The organism is Falsiroseomonas oryziterrae, assembly GCF_021864505.1.
Lineage (GTDB): Bacteria > Pseudomonadota > Alphaproteobacteria > Acetobacterales > Acetobacteraceae > Falsiroseomonas > Falsiroseomonas oryziterrae.
Map to the genome: position 1 here is coordinate 38,857 of NZ_JAKJIB010000002.1, position 19,272 is coordinate 58,128.

General features: G+C 70.9%; 20 protein-coding genes. 8 read left to right on the plus strand and 12 right to left on the minus strand.

What is annotated here, in order from left to right:
* Positions 1–71: 71 nt before the first annotated feature.
* Entirely contained in the window at positions 72–272 is a 201-nt protein-coding gene (locus L2I40_RS00605; protein ID WP_237212911.1) for a hypothetical protein, read from the plus strand.
* On the opposite strand, the gene mtnA is transcribed toward L2I40_RS00605, so the two are convergent.
* The 3 genes from mtnA to L2I40_RS00620 form a co-directional block, all read right to left on the minus strand.
* Positions 254–1,348: an S-methyl-5-thioribose-1-phosphate isomerase gene (gene mtnA, locus L2I40_RS00610; protein ID WP_237212912.1), complete on the minus strand. Its 1,095-nt coding sequence runs from the start codon at positions 1,346–1,348 to the stop codon at positions 254–256. The two genes, L2I40_RS00605 and mtnA, sit on opposite strands and share 19 nt — an antisense overlap.
* Positions 1,349–1,476: 128 nt before the next feature.
* Positions 1,477–1,944: a UPF0262 family protein gene (locus L2I40_RS00615; RefSeq protein ID WP_237212913.1), complete on the minus strand. Its 468-nt coding sequence runs from the start codon at positions 1,942–1,944 to the stop codon at positions 1,477–1,479.
* Between the two features lie 8 nt (positions 1,945–1,952).
* Positions 1,953–2,384, minus strand: coding sequence for a DUF983 domain-containing protein (locus L2I40_RS00620; protein ID WP_237212914.1), 432 nt, complete (start codon positions 2,382–2,384; stop codon positions 1,953–1,955).
* Between the two features lie 220 nt (positions 2,385–2,604).
* Between L2I40_RS00620 and L2I40_RS00625 the strand changes: the two genes are divergently transcribed.
* On the plus strand, positions 2,605–3,261 hold the full coding sequence (locus L2I40_RS00625; protein ID WP_237212915.1) for an aspartate/glutamate racemase family protein: 657 nt from the start codon (positions 2,605–2,607) through the stop codon (positions 3,259–3,261).
* Positions 3,262–3,392: 131 nt separating this feature from the next.
* Positions 3,393–4,301 (plus strand): hypothetical protein, encoded by a 909-nt coding sequence (locus L2I40_RS00630; protein WP_237212916.1) that lies wholly within the window; start codon positions 3,393–3,395, stop codon positions 4,299–4,301.
* Positions 4,302–4,395: 94 nt separating this feature from the next.
* Here the strand turns inward: L2I40_RS00630 and L2I40_RS00635 are convergent, their stop codons facing one another.
* Together L2I40_RS00635 and L2I40_RS00640 are read right to left on the minus strand one after the other, a co-directional pair.
* On the minus strand, positions 4,396–4,977 hold the full coding sequence (locus L2I40_RS00635) for a hypothetical protein (RefSeq protein WP_237212917.1): 582 nt from the start codon (positions 4,975–4,977) through the stop codon (positions 4,396–4,398).
* A gap of 278 nt (positions 4,978–5,255) precedes the next feature.
* A complete protein-coding gene (locus L2I40_RS00640; RefSeq protein ID WP_237212918.1) occupies positions 5,256–6,215 on the minus strand; it encodes an N-carbamoyl-D-amino-acid hydrolase in 960 nt (319 codons plus the stop codon).
* Positions 6,216–6,350: 135 nt separating this feature from the next.
* On the opposite strand from L2I40_RS00640, the gene L2I40_RS00645 reads away from it, so the two are divergent.
* Positions 6,351–6,980: a hypothetical protein gene (locus L2I40_RS00645; RefSeq protein WP_237212919.1), complete on the plus strand. Its 630-nt coding sequence runs from the start codon at positions 6,351–6,353 to the stop codon at positions 6,978–6,980.
* A 490-nt stretch (positions 6,981–7,470) separates the two neighbouring features.
* On the plus strand, positions 7,471–8,952 hold the full coding sequence (locus L2I40_RS00650) for a glycosyltransferase family 39 protein (protein ID WP_237212920.1): 1,482 nt from the start codon (positions 7,471–7,473) through the stop codon (positions 8,950–8,952).
* Between the two features lie 27 nt (positions 8,953–8,979).
* On the opposite strand, the gene L2I40_RS00655 is transcribed toward L2I40_RS00650, so the two are convergent.
* From L2I40_RS00655 to L2I40_RS00685, 7 genes are all read right to left on the minus strand, one after another.
* Complete coding sequence (locus tag L2I40_RS00655; RefSeq protein WP_237212921.1) at positions 8,980–9,927, minus strand: N-carbamoyl-D-amino-acid hydrolase; 948 nt, start codon at positions 9,925–9,927, stop codon at positions 8,980–8,982.
* Positions 9,924–10,118: a hypothetical protein gene (locus tag L2I40_RS00660; RefSeq protein WP_237212922.1), complete on the minus strand. Its 195-nt coding sequence runs from the start codon at positions 10,116–10,118 to the stop codon at positions 9,924–9,926. The genes L2I40_RS00655 and L2I40_RS00660 overlap by 4 nt, the downstream gene beginning before the upstream one ends.
* Positions 10,119–10,245: 127 nt before the next feature.
* Positions 10,246–10,818, minus strand: a complete 573-nt coding sequence (locus tag L2I40_RS00665; protein WP_237212923.1) for a carboxymuconolactone decarboxylase family protein — start codon at positions 10,816–10,818, stop codon at positions 10,246–10,248.
* On the minus strand, positions 10,818–11,099 hold the full coding sequence (locus L2I40_RS00670; protein WP_237212924.1) for a hypothetical protein: 282 nt from the start codon (positions 11,097–11,099) through the stop codon (positions 10,818–10,820). The genes L2I40_RS00665 and L2I40_RS00670 overlap by 1 nt, the downstream gene beginning before the upstream one ends.
* The gene (locus tag L2I40_RS00675; protein WP_237212925.1) at positions 11,096–12,484 is read right to left on the minus strand and encodes a dihydroorotase; all 1,389 of its coding nucleotides are present in this window, start codon (positions 12,482–12,484) and stop codon (positions 11,096–11,098) included. The genes L2I40_RS00670 and L2I40_RS00675 overlap by 4 nt, the downstream gene beginning before the upstream one ends.
* Before the next feature lie 30 nt (positions 12,485–12,514).
* A complete protein-coding gene (locus L2I40_RS00680; RefSeq protein ID WP_237212926.1) occupies positions 12,515–13,759 on the minus strand; it encodes a glycosyltransferase family 87 protein in 1,245 nt (414 codons plus the stop codon).
* A gap of 157 nt (positions 13,760–13,916) precedes the next feature.
* Positions 13,917–14,819, minus strand: a complete 903-nt coding sequence (locus L2I40_RS00685; RefSeq protein WP_237212927.1) for a LysR family transcriptional regulator — start codon at positions 14,817–14,819, stop codon at positions 13,917–13,919.
* A gap of 192 nt (positions 14,820–15,011) precedes the next feature.
* Between L2I40_RS00685 and L2I40_RS00690 the strand changes: the two genes are divergently transcribed.
* The 3 genes from L2I40_RS00690 to L2I40_RS00700 all read left to right on the plus strand — a co-directional run bounded on the left by L2I40_RS00690 (position 15,012) and on the right by L2I40_RS00700 (position 19,067).
* Complete coding sequence (locus L2I40_RS00690) at positions 15,012–16,550, plus strand: MmgE/PrpD family protein (RefSeq protein WP_237212928.1); 1,539 nt, start codon at positions 15,012–15,014, stop codon at positions 16,548–16,550.
* Positions 16,551–16,729: 179 nt separating this feature from the next.
* Complete coding sequence (locus L2I40_RS00695; protein ID WP_237212929.1) at positions 16,730–17,866, plus strand: bifunctional 2-methylcitrate synthase/citrate synthase; 1,137 nt, start codon at positions 16,730–16,732, stop codon at positions 17,864–17,866.
* Between the two features lie 727 nt (positions 17,867–18,593).
* On the plus strand, positions 18,594–19,067 hold the full coding sequence (locus L2I40_RS00700; protein ID WP_237212930.1) for a hypothetical protein: 474 nt from the start codon (positions 18,594–18,596) through the stop codon (positions 19,065–19,067).
* Positions 19,068–19,272: the final 205 nt, after the last annotated feature.

The following is a 19,272-nucleotide window of genomic DNA, read 5'->3' on the forward strand; positions in this document are numbered from 1 at the left end:
CGCGTCGTCGCGAGACCGCCCGCCTCGCAGGCGACAAGAGCAGCATGAACTCGCGAAGGAACCGCGCCACCATGCCCCGGATCGCCTTCGGCCTCGTCGTCGCGGGCCTCGCCTGCATCCTCCTCACCGTCGTGCTGGTGATGGGGGATGCGACGCTGCCCGGCCGCCTGCCGCCCTTCGCGGCCGCGCTGCTAGCCGGCCTCGGCGGCGTCGCGCTGGTCGGCGGTCTATGCCTGCTCGAGCCCCGCGACCGTCAGAGCCTGTCCGGGTAGAGCGCCGCGAGCCCCGCCTCGGACGCCTCGGTCCGGCCGCGCTCGGTGATAAGGCCGGTGACCAGCCGCGCCGGCGTCACGTCGAAGGCAGGGTTCGCCGCCGCGCTGCCCTCGGCCACCACCCGCACCGTCTCGATCCGGCCATCGGCGGTGCGGCCGGTGAGGTCGGTCACCTCCGCCGCGCTCCGCTCCTCGATCGGGATTTCCGCCACGCCGTCGCGCACCGACATGTCGAGGGTGGAGTGCGGCAGCGCCACCCAGAAGGGCACGCCGTTGTCGCGCGCGGCCAGCGCCTTAAGGTAGGTGCCGATCTTGTTCGCGACGTCGCCCTGCCGCGTCACGCGGTCGGTGCCGACGATGACGATGTCGACCTCGCCATGCTGCATCAGGTGCCCGCCGGCATTGTCGGCGACCACCGTGTGCTTCACGCCGTGCCGGCCGAGCTCCCAGGCCGTCAGCGCCGCGCCCTGGTTGCGCGGCCGCGTCTCGTCCACCCAGACATGCAAGTCGAGGCCGAGGTCATGCGCCTGGTAGATCGGGCTCAGCGCCGTGCCGTAGTCCACGGTGGCGATCCAGCCGGCGTTGCAGTGGGTGAGCACGTTCACCCGCCCGCCAGGCTTGCGCGCCGCGATCTCCTGCAGCAGCGGCAGGCCGTGCTCGCCGATGCGGCGGCAGGTCTCGACGTCGTCGTCGCAGATCGCGCCGGCCTCGGCATAGGCGGCCGCCGCGCGGTCGGCAGGCGCGAGGTTGTGCAGCGCCGCCCGCATCCGATCCAGCGCCCAGCGCAGGTTGACCGCGGTCGGCCGCGTCCTGCCTAGCATCTCCACCACCTGCTCGAGATTGGCCGTGGAGGCGTCGCGCCGCAGCGCCAGCGCCACGCCATAGGCGGCGACCGCGCCGATCAGCGGCGCACCGCGGACCTGCATGGATCTGATCGCATGCGCCACTTGGTCCTCGTCCGTCAGCCGCAGGATGTCGAGCGCCCAGGGGAGCTTCGTCTGGTCGAAGATCCGCACCGACCAGCCGTCGTCGCGGTCCACCCAGACGCTGCGATAGGGAACGCCATCGATCTTCATCGTCTTGCTCCGCGTTGGCGCTTCGCGCCAACGCCCTCAGGCGCCGGCGCGCGCATCCGCGCGCTTGGCTCGCGGCACTCGCCGCGGGCCGCGTTCGCGGCCTCAGCCTGCTGCGCGGGCTGCCTTGCCTATATTCGTTGGTGAAGCGCGCAGACCAGGGTGAAGAGCCGGCGCGCCGTCTCGAAATCCAGCTCGATCCGGCCGGCCAGCCGCTCCGTGAGCAGCGTCGCGCCCTCGTTGTGCAGGCCGCGCCGGCCCATGTCGATAGCCTGGATCCGCACCTCGGACCCGCCCTCCGCCACCGCCTTCTCGTGGCTTTCGACGACCAGGTGATAATCCTTGATCAGCCGCCGGAACGGCCCGAGGGCCAGGACGAGGGCATGCAGCGGCCGGTCCTCGCTATCGCGGATGTCGAAGCCGAGCCGCCCCTCGCGCACCGTGAGCGAGAGCGCGAAGGGCCCTGTCAGCCCCTTCGGCCGGAACACGTTGCCGGCGAGCAGATCCTCCACGGCCTGGCGCCGGTCCGCCTCGGCATAGGCGCTCGGAAGCGGCTGGGCGTCCGGCAGGACGACGCGGATCAGGTCCCTCTCGGCCATGCGCTCCCTTACCGCCGATCCTCGGGCGTGTCGCCGCCATGCTCCGAACCGGTGAAGCCGAGCCGCATCATCCACCCCACCGTCGCGCCCTTCACCGGGCGGAGCAACAGGATGCAGGCCAGGGTGAAGAGCGGCAGCCAGACCGCCATGTGCAGCCACATGGCCGGTTGGTAGGCCTTCTCCACCCAGAGCACCGGCGGCACCAGCAGGTGGCCGACAAGGAAGATGGTGAAGTAGGGCGGCGCATCGTCTGCCCGCAGCCGGCCGAGCGGCGCGCCGCAGTTTGAGCAGGCCGGCACCACCTTCAGGTAGCCATCGAAGACCTTGCCGACGCCGCAGACCGGGCAGCGGTTCCGCGCGCCGCGCGAGACCGCCGTCCAGAAGCTATCGGGCGGGGTATAGGGCAGGGCGGGTGCCGAGCGGTCGGGCTCCCAGCGCATCAGGCGTTCCTTCCGGCGTTCTGGCCCGGGCCGATAAGCGACGGGGCAGGCAGCGCGGGCGGCCATCCCGCCCGCTGGCCCTCCCGTGGGACAGCGCCATGGTGCAGTGCATCATGAGCCTTGCACGGATCCCGATCAAGCGCGGCCCGCGCCGGGCCAGCTTGCGCCCTGGCGGGGCCTCCCGGATCCTGCGCCAACGCCCCGCCCGCAGGACAGGTCCATGCCCGAGCGCATCCTTGTGGTGAACCCGAACAGTACGGCGTCCTGCACCGTCGGGATCGAGGCGGCCCTGTCCGGCTTTGGGGCGCCGGGCCTGCCGCGGCTCGAGGTGGTGCAGCTTGAGGGCGGGCCGCCGGCGGTGGTTACCTGGCGCGACTGGTTCTCGGTGGCCGAGCCGCTGTGCCGGCTCGCCGAGCGGGAGGCCGCCGACGCCTACGTCGTCGCCTGCGTGTCCGACCCGGGCGTGGACGCGATGCGGACGGTGACGCGCGCGCCGGTCTTCGGGCCGTTCCGCAGCGCCATCGCGGCCGCGCTCGCGCGTGCCGACCGCGTCGGGATCATCGCCTTCGCCACGCCCTCCATCCAGCGCCAGCGGCGCAGCCTGGCGGCGATGGGGGTCGAGGCACGCGTCGCAGGTCACGTCCCGCTCAACCTGCCGATGGACACGCTGACCGATCCCGCGGCGCCGCGCGAGGCGCTGTTCGCCGCGGCCCGCCAACTCGTCGCGCAGGGCGCCGAGGCGGTGGTGCTGGGCTGCGCCGGCATGGCGGGGCATCGCGCGGCGGTGGAGCACGCCTGCGGCGTGCCGGTCATCGAGCCGTGCCAGGCCGCGGCGGCGCTGGCGATCCAGGCGGTGGTGGCGGCGCGCAAAGGGTAGCGCCTGCCAGGCAGGATCGGACATCGCATCCGTTCTCAACCTGGACGCGGGATGCTAGCGTCCCGGCTCGGCGCGGGGTGGAGCGTCGCGCGGCCGCTGGCGCCGTCCGCGCAGTGGCGGGGAGAGCGGCGATGCCGGTCATTGCGTATCAGTCCTTCAATGCGAACTCCTCCACGACGCACAACCTGCAGTCGATCAGCAACCAGCACTTCACGAAGCAGACCAATGCGAGGGTGACGCGGGAGCAGCATGGCGCCTTGGTGCTGCCGACGGCGCCCGGCAACCTTGTTGCGCCCGTCGAGGGGCCCGCGCATCTCCGTCCGATCGAGGCGCTCGGCGCCGGCTCGCACGGCAGCAACACCGTCTTCGGTACCCAGATCACCCTGGCGTGGCAGAACTTCTACCGCAGCTTCGGCCAGATGCCCGACATCATGACCATCGGCGAACTGGACACGTCGCACAGCGACTTCGCCGGCATGATCAGCGACCCCAATGTGCGCGTGTCGCCGCATGCGAACAACAAGGCGAGCCAGTCCTTCACGGTGATCTCGCAGACCGCCGTCGCCTCGCAGCTCGCAGTCCTGGCGACGGGCGTCGGCTATGTCGTGTATTCGGTGGGCGGTCTCGTCGTCGCCTTCGTCCATGTCCCGAACAAGCTCGCCGGAAGCCAGGGCGCAACCTCGACCTTCTACAACGGCATCGCCGCGGCGATCGGCGGCAGCCATCCGATCCACTTGGTCATCGGGGACACCAACCAGCCCAACGCCGCCCACACGGTCATGGCGCTCAACAGCAGCTTCAACACTGCCGCCTACAGGAACGCCCTCGAGGGCAAGAAGATCGCGCCGGTGGACAACTACCTCGTCACGCAAGGCGGCACGAACAGCACCGGCACGCAGATCTACGACATCGCGGTGTACCGCTCCGACCTCTGCGCCCTCGACGACCTGGCCTACCTCTCGCAGTCCTCCGGCGCGGTGACCGTCACCGACCATTGCGGCCTCGGGGTGAAGATCACGCGGAAGGGGAAGCTCTCCTGAGCCCGCCCGCGGCCCGTGCCGCGGAAAGGTCGCCTGGCCGGCAGGCCCCAATCCCGCCCAGGGCCTGCCGTTCAGCGGCGCCGGCGCAGTGCGCCTAGCGCGCCGTGGCGACGCTCCGCTGCTCGGGCCGCGGCCCGACGGGCACCATGATGTGCGCATAGGGCGTGCCGGCCCACATCACATAAGGGCCGCCATGGTGATGCGCGGCGCCGATCGCCTGCAGCGATGCGGCATCCGGCGTCAGGATCATGATGTGCGGGCCCTCGACCATCCAGTCATTGGCCGCAGACGGCGTCGTCGCGTGCGGATCGATGTTGCTTGCGCCGCCCGTCGCGCTGTCGCCGGCCATCATGTAGGCGAAGGCGACGCGCGGGACGGTGAAGGGCTCGCGCTTCGACCAAGCCTGGATCCAGCCCATCCAGACCTCGTCCACGCACATCGGGCCGGCGATGCCGGGAGGCGCCGGCAGGCAGGTGAAGCCCGGCGGCCCCTCGCGCAGGACGTTGCCGTCGAAATCCGCGACGCGGACGGTGCCGCGCAGCGTTGCGGGCGCGGCGCTGAGGGCGCTCTCGATCATCGCCGCGCGGTCCGCGGCGCTGGGCGGCGACTGCGCCGTCGCGGGAAGGGCCAGCCCCAGCGAGACGGCGGCGCCGGCGAGCAAGACAGGCCTGATCATGTCGCTCTCCTCTTTGCTGAGGAGGCGCCGCGGCCATCCGCCGGTCGAGGGCGCGGGCCGGTTGGGCGGCTGCGGGCACCTCTGACGGCCCGCGAGGACGCGCGACGGCCCGACCCGGTCTCGTCCCGCGCGGGCGCCGGGAGACGGGAGCCTGGACCGCCGCGCAACATATGGCCGCTGAGGGCTATGTACGCGCAACGCACAAAGGCGCGCGCGGCGTTTCAAGGCAAAGGCGGCGCGGTGCGCGAAGGCTGGGCCGCGCCCTCGTCAACCGGACCTCAGGGCGTCCAGACCGGCGGCGGCTCGCTGCCCACCTGGCTCGTGATGCGTGTGTAGTGCTCCGGCCGCCGGTGGCGGGCGAAGTTGAAGATCGTGCTGCGGCCCAGCTCGCACATGCCGAGGTCGCATTCGGCGGTGATCACCTCGTCGTCCCAGCTCGTCGCCTGGGCCATGATCTCGCCCTGCGGGTTGACGATGATCGAGTGGCCGAACAGCTCGTGGCCGTCCTCCGTCCCCGCCTTCGCGACGCCGACGCCGAAGCAGGCATTCTGGTAGCAGCCGGCCTGGATCGAGAGATGGCTGTGTGCGACGCGCAGGTGATGCGCCTCGAAGCCGCGGTTCTCCATGTTCAGGCTCGGCGTGTTGTAGCCGAGCATGACGAGTTCGACCTGCTGCAGCCCCAGCACGCGCCACGCCTCGGGCCAGCGGCGGTCGTTGCAGATCATCATGCCGATATTGACCGGCCCGGCGCTTCCGACCGGCGCGCGGACTACCGGGAAGCCGAGGTCGCCCGGCTCGAAGTAGCGCTTTTCCAGGTGCTGCACGCGGCGCACCGGGTCGTACTCTGCATGGCCCGGCAGGTGGACCTTGCGGTACTTCAGCGCGACCTGGCCGGAGGGGTGCACGTAGATCGCCGTGTTGAAACGCCGGCCCTCCGGCGTCTTCTCCGCGTAGCCGAGGTGGAAGCCGATGTTCAGCCGGCGTGCCGCATCGAACAGCGGCGCGGTCGCGTTGGACGGCATCGCGTGCTCGTACCAGTGGTCGGCCTCGGCGAGGTCTTCGTGGTACCAGCGCGGGAAGAAGGTGGTCAGCGCGAGCTCGGGATAGACCACCACCTCGGCGCCGCGGCGCGCCGCCTTCTCCATCAGCGCGACCATGCGCGCGACGGCGACGTCGCGGCCCTCGGCCTTCTGGAGTGGCCCCATCTGGGCGGCGGCGACGACGAGGCGGCGCGACATGCGACGGATTCCCTGAACTCCGAGAGCCGACGACATAAACGTGCCCCCCGCATCACGACCAGCCTGCCACCCCGGCCCGCCCTTGCGGGGACGCCATGCAGCCTCTAGGGACGGAGCGTCAGGGGACACGGATCCGTGAAGTCATTGCTCCAGGCTGCCTGCGCCGCAGCCCTTGTCGCGACGCTCGTCTCTGCGCCGGCCCAGGCGCAACTCCAGCCGAACGACCCGCGCCTGATCCAGGATCGGCGCGACCGGGCGATCGGCGTGTGGTACGGCCGCGCCGCGGAGGACGGCATCCTGCGCGACATCGCGACCCAGCCCTGGAATGCGAACTGGGGCGACCAGTTTGCCGGCGTCACCTACAGCGGCCGCATCACCCGCTTCTGGACGCATTTCACTCTCGATGGCGAGGTCGGCGCCGGCTACCGCTGGGGCACCGACACGCCCGAGGCCTGGGGCGCCTTCTATGTCCGCTTCGACGGCTTCCCCTGGCGCAACACGCTTCTGACCAGCTTCGGCCTGTCCACCGGCCTGCATTGGATCAACCGCCTGCCGGAGGTCGAGACGGGAACCGCGGCGCAACCCGAGCCGAACCGCTCCAAGTGGTTGCACTACTTCTCGCCCGAGATCGCCTTCGCCCTGCCCTCCGCGCCGCAGCACGAGGTAGCGATCCGCTACGCTCATCGCAGCGGCATCTTCGGCAGCTTCAACGGCGTGTGGGAAGGCTCCAACGTCCTGATGATCGGCTACCGCTACCGGTTCTGACGGCGCCTCACTCCGGCTGCGTTTCGGCTCGGGGAGCCGCGAGGGCCGAGGCGGCGACCGCCTCGCCGCCGCGCAGGCGCGTCACCCGCGCGCAAGCGCGACCGGGCGGTCAAGAAGCCGCAGACCGCCCGTCCCCTGCAGCCCTGCCCCGGCAGCGCGCGCACTGGCAGGCGGCGCGCACACGAAGTTTTCGGTTTCCGTCCAGTCCTCCGGGTCGTAGCGACAAGCGTTAGCTGCAAACGTATACGAGTGGATCCGGAGCGCCCGCTTGGCCCCGAAATCGAGGTATCCCGGGGGTGGAGGGGTCGTGCGCCCTCGTCAGAGCCCAGCACCCCTGGCTCCCGCTACCGCCCCTCGCCTGTGGCACGTCGTCGCCCGGACTGAGGGCGCGGCCACACGATCTGCCGATCGCCAGCACCGGTCCGCCTGGTTTGCATTGCGCCCGCCGGTCGGCCGGAATATCGCGCTCGGCGCGCTGGTGGTCAGCCTGATGGCCGTTGCCGCCGCGATCCGCGGCTTCGAATACGACGAGGCCTATCTGCATTTCTATGTCGCCGGCCTGGCCAAACTCGCCTGGCCGATCGAGCCCCTGCCGGTCGGCATCCTGCGAGGCTGGATCGAGGGGCAGACGGCCGGCTTCGGCCGCATCGCCAGCGACCTGGTGGAACTCGAGCACCATCCGCCACTGCATTTCTGGATCATGGCGTTGTGGCGCGAGGTCTTCGGACCCGGCCACCTGGTGGCGCGGGTCTTCTCGGTGCTCTGCACGGCCGGCGCGCTGGCCCTGGTGCCGATCCTGGCCAGGGTGGCCCGCGTGCCGCCGCTGCCCGCCCTGGCCTGCACCGCCTTTGCCTACGCCGTCTTCTACCCCGGCACGCTCGCGCGCGCTTACGCGCTGGCGCTGCTGCTGACGCTTGCGGGCAGCCTCGCCCTGGCGCTCCTGCTGCGCGAGATGCAGGAGGAGCGGCCGCGGCAGCGCCTCGACGGGGGGTGGCTGGCCTTTGCGGCCGGGCTCGCCTTCGGCCTCGCGGGCTTCTCGCACTACCTGGCGATGCTAACCGCGACGGCGCTTCTCTGCAGCTTCGCCGCAAGCGCGCTATGGCGCCGGCGGCCCCTGCCGGTCCTGTTCACGGGGCTCGGCCTGCTGCCGCCCTTCGTCGCCGTGCTGGCGGTGCGCGCGGACCAGGGCTCGGCCGAGTGGTTCCACCCGAACTTCGAGCCCGCGCGCGACCTCGTCCGCCTCGTCGAAGTGCAGGCGGCGGCGCTGTTCGCGCGGACGCCGGTGCTGTTCGACGAGCCCTGGCGCGCGCTGCTCGCGCTCGCGATCGCGCCCTGCCTGCTCCTCGTCGGCCTCGCCCTGCTGGCCGCCTCGCGCCGGCTCCTCACCGATCCCGTTCGCCGGATGCTGCTGGCCGGGGCGCTGGCCATGCCGGTCGGGCTCGTGGTGCTCGGCGCGCTGACCGACCGCGCGCCCTTCGTCTCCCGCTATTTCAGCTATGGCATTCCCTTTGTCGCGCTGTGCTTCGCTGCCGGGCTCGGCGAGATCGCCAGGGCACGGCCGCGGCTCGCCGGCGTGATGCTCGGCTACGTGCTGTTCTGGCAGGTGGTCGGGGCCGGATCGCAGGTCGTCTGGCCTGCCACGCAGCAGGAGTTCCGGGGCATCGTCGCAGCGGCGTCGCGGCACTGGGAACCGGGCGCCTCGGTCCTCGCGGTGCCCATCGGCTACGACGGGATCGGCAAGAACGCCCCCTATCTCTGGGAAGCGCCGGACGACTGGCCGATGGCGGTGGTGAACGAGCACAATCCGGCGGGCGAGTTCCTCGCGCGGCTGGGTTCGGCGCGCCGCATCCTGCTCGTCACCTTCGTGGAGGTGAGCGGCGAACTCGCCGTGGAGGCGCTGCACGCGGCACTGCCGGCGGCGGGCTGGCGGCTCCAGTCCACCGAGCCGCATCTCGAGGTCTGGACGCGCTGAGCACGCCGATGGCCGCGTGCGCCGACCTCAGTCGGGCGGCGTCGCGCCAACTTTCTCGACGATCGCGCCGTAATGCTGCGGCCGGCGGTGCTGGGCAAAGTTGAACATCTTCTCCTTGCCCTGCCGGCAGGCGTCGAGATCCACCTCCGCCACGATCACCTCGTCGCCGAGCGTCTTGGCCTGCGCCACCACAACGCCGTTGGGGTCCACGATGCAGGAGCCGCCGATCAGCCCGGCGCCGTCCTCGTTGCCCGCCTTCGCCACGGCCACCGCCCAGGTCGCGTTCATGTAGGCATTGGCCTGGGCGGCGAGCGTCGAGTGGAAGGTGCGCAGCTCCGCGCTCTCGCTCTCGCCCCCGTTCGGGTCGTAGGCGGCCGAGTTGTAGCCGACCATCACCAGCTCGACCCCGCCGAGGCCGAGCACGCGCCAGCCCTCCGGCCAGCGGCGGTCGTTGCAGACCAGCATGCCGAGCACCGGCCGGCCCCAAGCCTCAGGCCCGCGCGCGACGGGGAAGCCGAGGTCGCCATACTCGAAATACATCTTCTCGAGTTGCTGGTAGCGCTGCCCGTCCTTCACCCGGTCGGAGCCCGGCAGGTGGACCTTGCGGTACTTGAACAGGATCTGTCCGTCCGGCCCGACCGTGATCGCGCTGTTGAAGCGGTGGCCATCCGGGGTGAGCTCCGCATAGCCGACATAGAAGCCGACGCCGAGTTCGCGTGCCCGGTCGAACAGCGGCTGGACGCGCGGGTTCGGCATCGCCGTCTCGAAGCAGCCGAGCAGCTCCGGGTCGTCGCGGTCCATCGGCCAGCGCGGAAAGAAGGTGGTGAAGGCGAGCTCCGGGAAGACGACGAGCTTTGCGCCACGCGCCGCCGCCTGCTCGAGCAGCACGATCATGCGGGCGAGCGTCGCTTCGCGGCGGTCGGCGCGCTGGGTCGGGCCCATCTGGGCGCCGGCAACGGTGAGGATGCGGCTCATCGGAAGAGGTCCCGTATGTCCTGGCGCGTGCCGCCGAAGCCCCGCCACAGGCCGATGAAGCCGGCGACGAAGCCGAGGCCGGCGAAGAGCCCGCCCATGCCCGGTCGGTCCGGGATCAACGACGGACCGACTGCGGCACCAAGGAGCCCGGCCATCAACCCGAAGCCGCAGGCGAGCATGAACTGCGTCATCCCCGGCTTGTTCCGCGCCTCGCGTGGCGGCGCAGGGCGCGAGGGCCGCGGCGGCCGCTTGATCCAGCGCTGGTGCTTCGGACGGTCGGACATGCGGTCGGAGGTTTAGACCCGGGCCGGTGGGCCGTCAGCCCCGCACCGCCGCGGGCCCGATCGGGCAATTGGCCTCGCGGCTCACCAGGTCGAAGACGAAGAGCATCTTCGCCATGCCGGTCAGCACCGCCGCCACCATCGCGAGCTCCACCTGCTCGGCCTCGGTGAAGAAGCGGCGCAGTTCTGCGGCCAGCGCCGGCGTCACCTCGCCCGCCATGTTCGGCAGCGCCATCTCGTCGGCGAGCGCCAGCACCGCACGCTCCCGCGCATCGAAGACCGGTGCGGCGGGATCGCCGATGGCGGCGATCTGCGCCGGCGTCACGCCCGCCTCCTCGGCCGAGCGCGTGTTGCCGCGGTTGCAGAAGGCGCAGCCATGCAGGGTGGACAGGCGGAGCCGCAGCAGCTCCTTCGCGCGGCGCTCGACGCGCCCCTTGAAGAAGACCTCGGCGTAGAAGCCGTCATAATACCAGCCGAGCAGCTCCGGCGCCTGGGCGAGCACCTCGATCAGCGTCGCCTCGCCGCGCACCTGATCCGCCGTCTCCGCCGCCTTGCGCCAGCGCTCCGGCATGGCGGCGCGGGGCAGGGGCGGGATGCGCGGGTCGGGCATCAGCGCCGGCCGCGCAGCAGCAGGGCGATCGCCAGGATCGGCACGATGATCGCGAGCTTCCCGCCGACCAGCGCGAGCGGGAGGCCGAGCGCCATCACGCCGATGAGCCCGAGCCCGGCCGCGCCGAGCAGCACGGCGCCGAGGATGCCGAGCGGCGTCCAGCGCACCGCCGGTTCCGGCGGCGGATTGGGGAGGCCATTGAGGAGCTTCGCGCGCGCCTTCTCGTCGACCTCCGGCTCGAAGATGCCGCCCCGTCGCGGCCTCGGGCTCGTGTCGCTCACGGCTCGAGCGCCGAGCGGCGGTGCTGGCGCGGCACGAAACGGCCATCACCCGGCTTCGCCAGCACCTGCGCCCCGTCCCAGACCTGCGTCCCGCGCAGCCAGGTCGCCGCGACCCGCGCCTTCATCACCCGCCCATGCCAGGGCGACCAGCGGGCATCCTCGCGGTCGCGGATCTCGCGCTCGTCGAAGGCATGGTCGCCGGGCTGCAGGACGCAGAAATCGGCATCTGCGCCGAGGCGGATCCCGCCCTTCTTCGGATCGAGGCCGTGGAAGCGCGCCGGCTCCTCGGAGCACATGCGGGCCATGACGGTCGGCGGCAGGCCGCGCTCGACCAGCAGCGTGTACATCAGGGGCGCGTAGCTCTGCATGCCGGTCAGCCCCGCGCCGACGGCGAAGATGTCGCCCGCATATTCCTTCCGCTCCCGCGGCCAGGGCGCATGGTCGGTCGAGACATAGGCGACGATGCCCTCGGCCATCGCGCCCCACATGCGCTCCACCTCGGCCGCCGTGCGGAAGGGCGGATTGCATTTCCCGAAGCCCTGGAGGCGGACGATGTCCTCCTCCGTCATGCAGAGATACTGGATGCAGGCCTCGCCCGAGGTCTTCGCCCCCTGGCCGCGGTACATCCGCGCCAGCTCGAAGCCGCGCGCGAGCGAGGAGTGGGCGATGTGCACATGCGCCCCCGTCTCCAGCGCCATCTCGAAGATCTCGAGGTCGGCCATCGTCTCGGTGATCGGCGGACGGGTGCGGCAATGCCAGATCGGCGAGGTGTTGCCCGCGGCCTTCGCGGCCTCGGTCAGCTTCACCACCAGCTCCTGGTCCTCGTTGTGGACCGCGACCATCAGGCCGGTGGTCGCGATCTCCGCGAAGGCGGCGAGCATCGTCGGGTGGTCGATGCGCGGGAAGCGGTGCGCGTCATATTCATAGGTGGAGACCTTGAAGGCCGAGGCGCCGGCCTCGGCCAGCCCGGCGATGTCGTCGAGCCCGCCGGTCTTCTTGATCGTCCCGTAGAGCGCGACGTCCACATGCGACGTCCGCTCGACCCAGCCGACCTTCTCCCTAAAGATCTCCGCCGAGGTGACGGGCTGCGGCACGTCGTAGGGCATGTCGCAGACGGTGGTCACGCCACCCGCCGCGGCCGACATGGTCGCCCCCTCGATCCCAGGCCAGCCGGTGCTGCTGGAGGTGTGCATGTGCCCGTCGACCAGCCCGGGCAGGATCAGCCGGCCGCTGTAGTCCGCGATCGTCTTGGCCGGCGGCGGCGCGCCCTCGCCGATCGCGGCGATCGTCTCGCCCCGCACCGCGACATAGCCGCCCGGCACCACCCGGTCCGACAGCACCACGTCGCCGGTCAGCACGAGGTCGAAGGGCGCGGCGTCGGTCATGCAGCTTGCTCCATGGTCTGAGCGCCCACGCTAGATGCGATTCCCCGCAAGGGGAATGCGGTGCGCCAGGCCCCGTCGGACCGCCAGCGCGAGCAGGATCGCTGCCGCCCAGGCTCCTGCGGCATGAGTGTCCAGCCAGAGCGGCAGCGCCGTGAGCAGGCAGGCACCGAAACCGAACGCCAACTCGCCTGGCAGAGCGCCGTCGCGCAGTCCTGCGCGCGCAAGGAAGACGCAGGCGAGGGCGAGGATCGTCGTGTCGTAGGGCAGGCTGTAAGGCGTCGCGAGGAACAAGGCTGCCAGTGTGGCCGCGGCCGCTGCTTCGTCCCGATCTGGCCCGGCCGCTTTCCACAGGAGGACTGCGAGGGCGGCAGAGGCTAGGGCGATGCCGGCGTGCGCTGCCGAGGCCATGGAACCCGGCACGCCCTGCCCCACCAGGATCGCGCGGACCGACTGGAACTCGACGATAACGGCTGCGCCAGCCTCCATGAGGCCCGCGATTGGACCGATCGCGCCAAGGAATGCCGCCCAGCTTCCGACGCCGAAGGCTAGACCCGAGACGAGCACCAGCGTGATGACCGTCGCCGCTGCCGCGAAGAAGACGCGCCAGCGTCCTGTCGCGGCCAGAAGGATGGGGAACAGCAGACCGAATTGCGGCTTGTATGACAACAGGCCCAAGAAGACGCCCGCTGCGATTGGTCGCTTGTCCATCAAGGCGAGTGCGAGCCCGAGCAGCGACGCAGTGACGAGTCCGTTCTGTCCGAGCAGCAGAGAAAAGATCGACCCGGGCGCGATTAGGAAGGCGACGCCGGCCGACCAACGCGGCAGCACCGCACGCGCCGCAACGACGGCCAGGGCAACCGAGAACACCGACCAGACGAGCCACGCCCAGGGATAGGACAGTGTCGCAAGCGGCGCGAGAAGCAGAGGAAAGCTCGGCGGGTTCAGCCAGGGAAGGCCGCCCGGTGCGAAGTCCTGTGTGAATGTGGCCGACTGGGCGGCGGCGAAGGTGGTCCAGTCATAGGAGAGTGGCGCATCGCCAGCGAGCGCCATGCGCCCCGCCATCCAGAATACGGCGAAGTCAACGACAGGTGGCGCCCCCGCCTCCCCGCCACCCGAGAAGATGTGCATCGGCAGCAGCACCCCAAGAAAGAGGAGGAGTGCCGGCAGGCCGAGGATCAGCACCACGCGCTCGAGGCCGCGTGTCTCGCCCGGCGTTGCAACACGCACGACAGTGGCGAGCGCAGCGGGTTCGCCGGTGGTGTGTTTCTCCGCCATGTCCCGTCTGCCACGTTGCGGAGCTGCGCCCGATGCCCAGTCCGGCACGCGGGCCGCCCGAATCGACCCGCGCACCAGCCGGGTGACCCTGCCTTCCGTCGCCTCAAGCGGCAAGAAGGCGCGTTCTTTCCAAGTCCCGAGCGCGAGGCGCGACGGCCTATTGCGCCGAGGGGAACAGCATCTCGGCGAAGTCGAGCGCGAGCCGGGTCGCCTCGCTTTCCCGCTCCGCGTTCCAGGCGAGCGCGACGCCGACCGCATGGATCGGCCCTTCCAACTCGCGGAAGGCGACGCCGGGCGGTCGCAGCCGCGCCATGCCCGCGCTCACCAGCGCGACGCCAAGCCCCGCCGCCACGAAGCCGAGCTGCGCCATCGCACTGCCGACCTCGCGCACCACCCGCGGCGTGAAGCCCGCCGCGCGGCAGGCGGCGACCATCGCGTCCGAATAGGCCGGGCTGATGCCGCGGGGCAGGATCAGCAGCGGTTCGTCCGCGAGCGAGGCCAGCGGCAGCGGCGCATTGCTCTCGGCCAGCGGATGCCCCGAGGGCAGCGCGGCCGCCAGCACGTCGCGCCCGAGCGGACGCAGCTTCACCGGGTGGCGGTCGCGCTCGAGCCTGAGCAGCGCCAGGTCAACCTCGCCGCGGCGCAGGGCCTCCACCGCGTCGGTCGTGTCGAGCTCCCGCACGCTGACCGCCGCGTCCGGCCGCGCCGCCTGCAGCGCGCGGACCAGCGGGGGCAGGTAGTCGAACAGCGCCGAGGTGACGCAGGCGATCGACACCGGCGCGTGCCGTCCCGCGCGCAGCTCGCGCGCGAGTGACTCCAGCTCTCCCGCGTCCTGCGCAAGCCGGCGCGCGAGCGGGATCAGCGCCTCGCCCTCCCGCGTCGGGCGCGCGCCCTTGCCGGTGCGCTCCAGCAGCTGGACGCCGAGCTCCTTCTCCAGCGCCTGGATCTGCGCGGTCAGCGGTGGCTGCGAGATGCCGAGGCGGGCGGCGGCGCGGCCGAAATGCCCTTCCTCCGCGACTGCGAGGAAATGGCCCAGGCGGCGGACGAGTCGGAAATCCATGGCGGTGCCGTGCGGCCCTTCGTTGTTCTTTTCGGGCCTGCCTCAACCTTGCCGCGCCGTTTTACTCTGGCTTCCATACGAAATCCATATCGTCCCGCTTGCGTGATCGGATTGGACGAATATGCCGGGCGGGCGCATCAAGGCACCGTTCCGTCCCACGGCCGGATGTCGAAGCAAGGAAGAGGAAGAGACGTGAAGAAGCATGCGGTGAAGGTCCACCCCTCCAAGGCGCTGCTGCCGCGCGAGGAGCAGCTGGCCTGGAAGATGGCCGCGGTCGCCACCGACAAGGTCGCCGTCCAGAAGGACGTGCAGGCGATGATCATAAACCGGATCATCGACAACGCCTCGGTCGCGATCGCCGCGATCAACCGCCGCCCCGTGGTCTCCGCCCGCGGCATGGCGCTCGGCCATCCCCGCAAGGGCGGCGCGAGCGTCTTCGGCGTGAAGTCGGCGACGACGGTCAGCCCCGAATGGGCGGCCTGGGCGAATGGCACGGCGGTGCGCGAGCTCGACTTCCACGACACCTTCCTCGCCGCCGACTACTCCCACCCCGGCGACAATATCCCGCCCATCCTTGCCGTCGCCCAGACCATGGGCCGGTCGGGCAAGGACCTCATCCGGGGCCTCGCCACCGGCTACGAGCTGCATATCGACCTGGTGCGCGCGATCTGCCTGCACGAGCACAAGGTGGACCACATCGCCCATCTCTGCCCCGCCGCCGCCGCCGGCATCGGCACGCTGCTCGGCCTGAAGCAGGAGGTGGTGTTCCAGTCCATCCAGCAGGCGCTGCACACCTCCATCTCCTTCCGCCAGTCCCGCAAGGGCGAGATCAGCTCCTGGAAGGCCTATGCGCCCGCCCATGCCGGCAAGCTGGCGGTGGAGGCGGTGGACCGCTGCATGCGCGGCGAGGGCGCGCCGTCCCCCATCTATGAAGGCGAGGACAGCGTCATCGCCTGGGTGCTGTCGGGCCGGACGCAGGCCGACAGCAAGGGCCGCAAGACTGTCTACGACCCGGTCTACTACGAGGTCCCGCTGCCCGAGCCAGGCGAGCCGAAGCGCGCCATCCTCGACAGCTACACCAAGGAGCACTCGGCCGAGTACCAGTCCCAGGCGCTGATCGACCTCGCCTTCCGGATGCGGGAGAAGATCAAGGACTGGGACGCGATCACCCGCATCACCATCCACACCAGCCACCACACCCACTACGTGATCGGCACCGGGGCGAACGACCCGCAGAAGATGGATCCCAAGGCCAGCCGCGAGACGCTGGACCACTCCATCATGTACATCTTCGCCGTCGCCCTGCAGGACGGCCGCTGGCACCACGTGGACAGCTACGCCCCGAAGCGGGCCCAGCGCGCCGACACCGTCCGCCTCTGGCACAAGATCGAGACCCGCGAGGATCCGGAGTGGACCCGCAAGTACCACTCGCGCGACCCGAACGAGCTGTCCTTCGGCGGAAGGGTGGAGATCGAGTTCGCCGACGGCACGAAGCTGGTCGACGAGCTCGGCGTCGCCAACGCTCACCCGAACGGCGCCCGCCCCTTCGCCCGCGACCAGTACGTCGAGAAGTTCCGGACGCTGACCGAGGGGATCATCACCGCGCGGGAGGCGAACCGCTTCCTTGCCGACGTGCAGGACCTGGCCAGCATCCCGGCCGGCGAGCTGCACGTGCTGAACGTGGTGCTGCCCGCGGGCAAGCTGCTCGAGAGCAAGCCGGGCATCTTCTAAACCTCCCCACGACAACGCTGCGCGTTGCCGCGGGGGCCCCGTTGGGCGCCCGATCCTGCCCAGAAGCCCCGCCTCCCGTGGCCAAGCCACGGGAGGCTATCGGGGGGCGGAACGACCGGTCCGGCCACGGAGTTCGTGCCCAAGCGCGGCGACTGCCTGAACGCAAGGGAACGCCAACGATGAGCGAGTCAGCTCCCCAGATCTACAAGGGCCTGGTCGGCGTCTATGCCGACGTCTCCGCCGTCTCCAAGGTGATGCCGGAGACCAACAGCCTCACCTACCGCGGCTACGCCGTGCAGGACCTCTGCGAGCAGTCCAACTTCGAGGAGGTCGCCTACCTCCTCTGGCACGGCGAGCTGCCGACCGCCGCCCAGCTGAAGGCCTTCCAGGCGGAGGAGCGCGCCAACCGCGCCATCTCGCCGGGCCTGCTCGCCGTCCTCCGCGCCATCCCGAAGGACGCTCACCCGATGGATGCGGTGCGCACCGCCGTCTCCTTCATGGGCACCGAGGACCCGGAGGCCGGCGACGTCTCCGACGCCGCGCAGCGGCGCAAGGCGATGCGGCTGCTGGCCAAGCTGCCCACCGCGGTCGCGGCGACCAACCGCCTGTCCAAGGGGCTCGAGCCGATCGCGCCGGACCCCGCGCTCCCCTTCTGCGAGAACTTCTTCCACCTGGTCTTCGGGAAGGTCCCGCAGCCGGAGGTCATCAAGTCCTTCGACGTCTCGATGATCCTCTACGCCGAGCACACCTTCAACGCCTCGACCTTCACCGCCCGGACCGTCACCTCGACCGGCGCGGACATGCACGGCGCCATCACGGCGGCCATCGCCGCGCTCAAGGGGCCGCTGCATGGCGGGGCCAACGAGGCGGTGATGCACATGCTCAAGGAGATCGGCGGGCCGGATAAGGCCGAGGAGTGGATCCGCGGCAAGTTCGACCACAAGGCGCTGGTCATGGGCTTCGGCCACCGGGTCTACAAGAACGGCGACTCGCGCGTGCCCACCATGACCAAATACGCCGAGAAGATGGCCGAGGTCGTCGGCGACCGCCGCTGGATGGAGACCTCCCGCGTCCTCGCCGGGATCATGATGCGGGAGAAGAAGATCCACCCGAACCTCGATTTCCCGGCCGGCCCCGCCTACTACCTGATGGGCTTCGACATCCCGATGTTCACCCCGATCTTCGTCTGCTCCCGCATCACCGGCTGGGCGGCCCATGTCTTCGAGCAGGGGGCGGACAACCGGCTGATCCGCCCGCTCTCCCACTACACAGGCGTCGAGCAGCGGCCGGTGCCGCCGCTGGCCGCGCGCGGCTGACGCGGCCCTTCGCCGCGACGCGCGACCCGGACGCCGTGGCGCCCGGGTCGCGCATCTTCCGCTTGCCGGCGCTTTGCCGACACGACGGGCGCGGGCATCGGACCCGCATCGGCGCGACGCGCGTCGACCTCTCCATCGCCTCGCCGCCACCTCGTCCACCATCTCGATCAGCCGCGTGACGCCTCCGAACCACGCGTCGCGCGCGCGACGACGACGCGCGACGCACGCGCGATGCGCGTCGGCGCATCGTCGTCGATGCGAATCCGTTTGACAGATTCGTCGCACATGGATCACGTGTGACTCGCACGCACTCGCTTGACGCGATTCGCGCGCCGAAGATCGAAGCAGAGACGTCGAACTCAGCGACGACGATGCGATCGAAGAGAGGCGAGGATCACGGCGAGGAGGCGGGCAGCAGGAAGGAACGGTCCATGGACCGCAGGCTCGGGGGGGAGGGGAGCATCAAGCACATCCTTCTCCGCACCGCCGATCGGCGCCCTCGCGCCGCGCACGGCGGGAGAGAGGCCAGGGCAGGCGTCTCGCGCCACGTCGCGCAGCGCGCCCCGGCGCCGGCGATCCCATCGGATGGCGGCCTCCATGGTCCGGCGCGATACGGGATCCGCGCCGTCCTGGATGCCGACCACCTTCCGACTCTCGTGGCCGCTCCGCGCGTCTTCGCGGCAGGCCACCACCGAACAGCTCAACATCCGACACACAGGGACCTGACATGACCGATATCGTCGAGACCACCGAGACCGAGGCCGCCGAGCCGCGCGCCCAGGCGATGGCGATGGCCGCCGCCAAGAAGACCGCGCGCAAGCCGGCGAAGAAGGCCGCGCCGAAGAAGGCCGCCGCCAAGAAGCCGGCGAAGAAGGCCGCCGCCAAGAAGCCGGCTGCCAAGAAGGCCGTGAAGAAGGCCGCGCCGAAGAAGGCCGCCAAGAAGGCCGCGCCGAAGAAGGCCGCCGCCAAGAAGACGGTGAAGAAGGCCGCCGCCAAGAAGGCCGCGCCGAAGAAGGCCGCCGCCAAGAAGACGGCGAAGAAGGCTGCGCCGAAGAAGGCCGCCGCCAAGAAGCCCGCCGCCAAGAAGGCCGCGCCGAAGAAGTCCTCCGCGCGTTCGGAGGCCGCGAAGAAGGCGGCCGCCACCCGCGCCGCGAAGAAGGCCGCCGCGGCCGCCGCGCCGGCGCCCGAAGCCGCGTCCTGATCTGACCGCCGATCCCGGCGTGGAGGGCGTCACCCGAAAGGGTGGCGCCCTTTGCGCGTTTATCGGGCGCCTCAAGCGCCGGCGCCCGCATCCGCGGGCGTCGTGCCGAAGGCACGCCTTCGGTGTGACGCTTGCGCGCCGCAGAGATGGCGCGCTGGCCGCGCGGACGATCGCAGCGCGGCCGCCGCGTTGCAGCCGCATCCTG

Excerpts from the sequence above, each read along its gene's own strand:
- L2I40_RS00605 (WP_237212911.1), top strand. The coding sequence starts at position 72 with ATGCCCCGGATCGCCTTCGGCCTCGTCGTCGCGGGCCTCGCCTGCATC.
- mtnA (WP_237212912.1), bottom strand. The coding sequence starts at position 1,348 with ATGAAGATCGATGGCGTTCCCTATCGCAGCGTCTGGGTGGACCGCGAC.
- L2I40_RS00615 (WP_237212913.1), bottom strand. The coding sequence starts at position 1,944 with ATGGCCGAGAGGGACCTGATCCGCGTCGTCCTGCCGGACGCCCAGCCG.
- L2I40_RS00620 (WP_237212914.1), bottom strand. The coding sequence starts at position 2,384 with ATGCGCTGGGAGCCCGACCGCTCGGCACCCGCCCTGCCCTATACCCCG.
- L2I40_RS00625 (WP_237212915.1), top strand. The coding sequence starts at position 2,605 with ATGCCCGAGCGCATCCTTGTGGTGAACCCGAACAGTACGGCGTCCTGC.
- L2I40_RS00630 (WP_237212916.1), top strand. The coding sequence starts at position 3,393 with ATGCCGGTCATTGCGTATCAGTCCTTCAATGCGAACTCCTCCACGACG.
- L2I40_RS00635 (WP_237212917.1), bottom strand. The coding sequence starts at position 4,977 with ATGATCAGGCCTGTCTTGCTCGCCGGCGCCGCCGTCTCGCTGGGGCTG.
- L2I40_RS00640 (WP_237212918.1), bottom strand. The coding sequence starts at position 6,215 with ATGTCGCGCCGCCTCGTCGTCGCCGCCGCCCAGATGGGGCCACTCCAG.
- L2I40_RS00650 (WP_237212920.1), top strand. The coding sequence starts at position 7,471 with ATGGCCGTTGCCGCCGCGATCCGCGGCTTCGAATACGACGAGGCCTAT.
- L2I40_RS00655 (WP_237212921.1), bottom strand. The coding sequence starts at position 9,927 with ATGAGCCGCATCCTCACCGTTGCCGGCGCCCAGATGGGCCCGACCCAG.
- L2I40_RS00660 (WP_237212922.1), bottom strand. The coding sequence starts at position 10,118 with ATGACGCAGTTCATGCTCGCCTGCGGCTTCGGGTTGATGGCCGGGCTC.
- L2I40_RS00665 (WP_237212923.1), bottom strand. The coding sequence starts at position 10,818 with ATGCCCGACCCGCGCATCCCGCCCCTGCCCCGCGCCGCCATGCCGGAG.
- L2I40_RS00675 (WP_237212925.1), bottom strand. The coding sequence starts at position 12,484 with ATGACCGACGCCGCGCCCTTCGACCTCGTGCTGACCGGCGACGTGGTG.
- L2I40_RS00680 (WP_237212926.1), bottom strand. The coding sequence starts at position 13,759 with ATGGCGGAGAAACACACCACCGGCGAACCCGCTGCGCTCGCCACTGTC.
- L2I40_RS00685 (WP_237212927.1), bottom strand. The coding sequence starts at position 14,819 with ATGGATTTCCGACTCGTCCGCCGCCTGGGCCATTTCCTCGCAGTCGCG.
- L2I40_RS00695 (WP_237212929.1), top strand. The coding sequence starts at position 16,730 with ATGAGCGAGTCAGCTCCCCAGATCTACAAGGGCCTGGTCGGCGTCTAT.
- L2I40_RS00700 (WP_237212930.1), top strand. The coding sequence starts at position 18,594 with ATGACCGATATCGTCGAGACCACCGAGACCGAGGCCGCCGAGCCGCGC.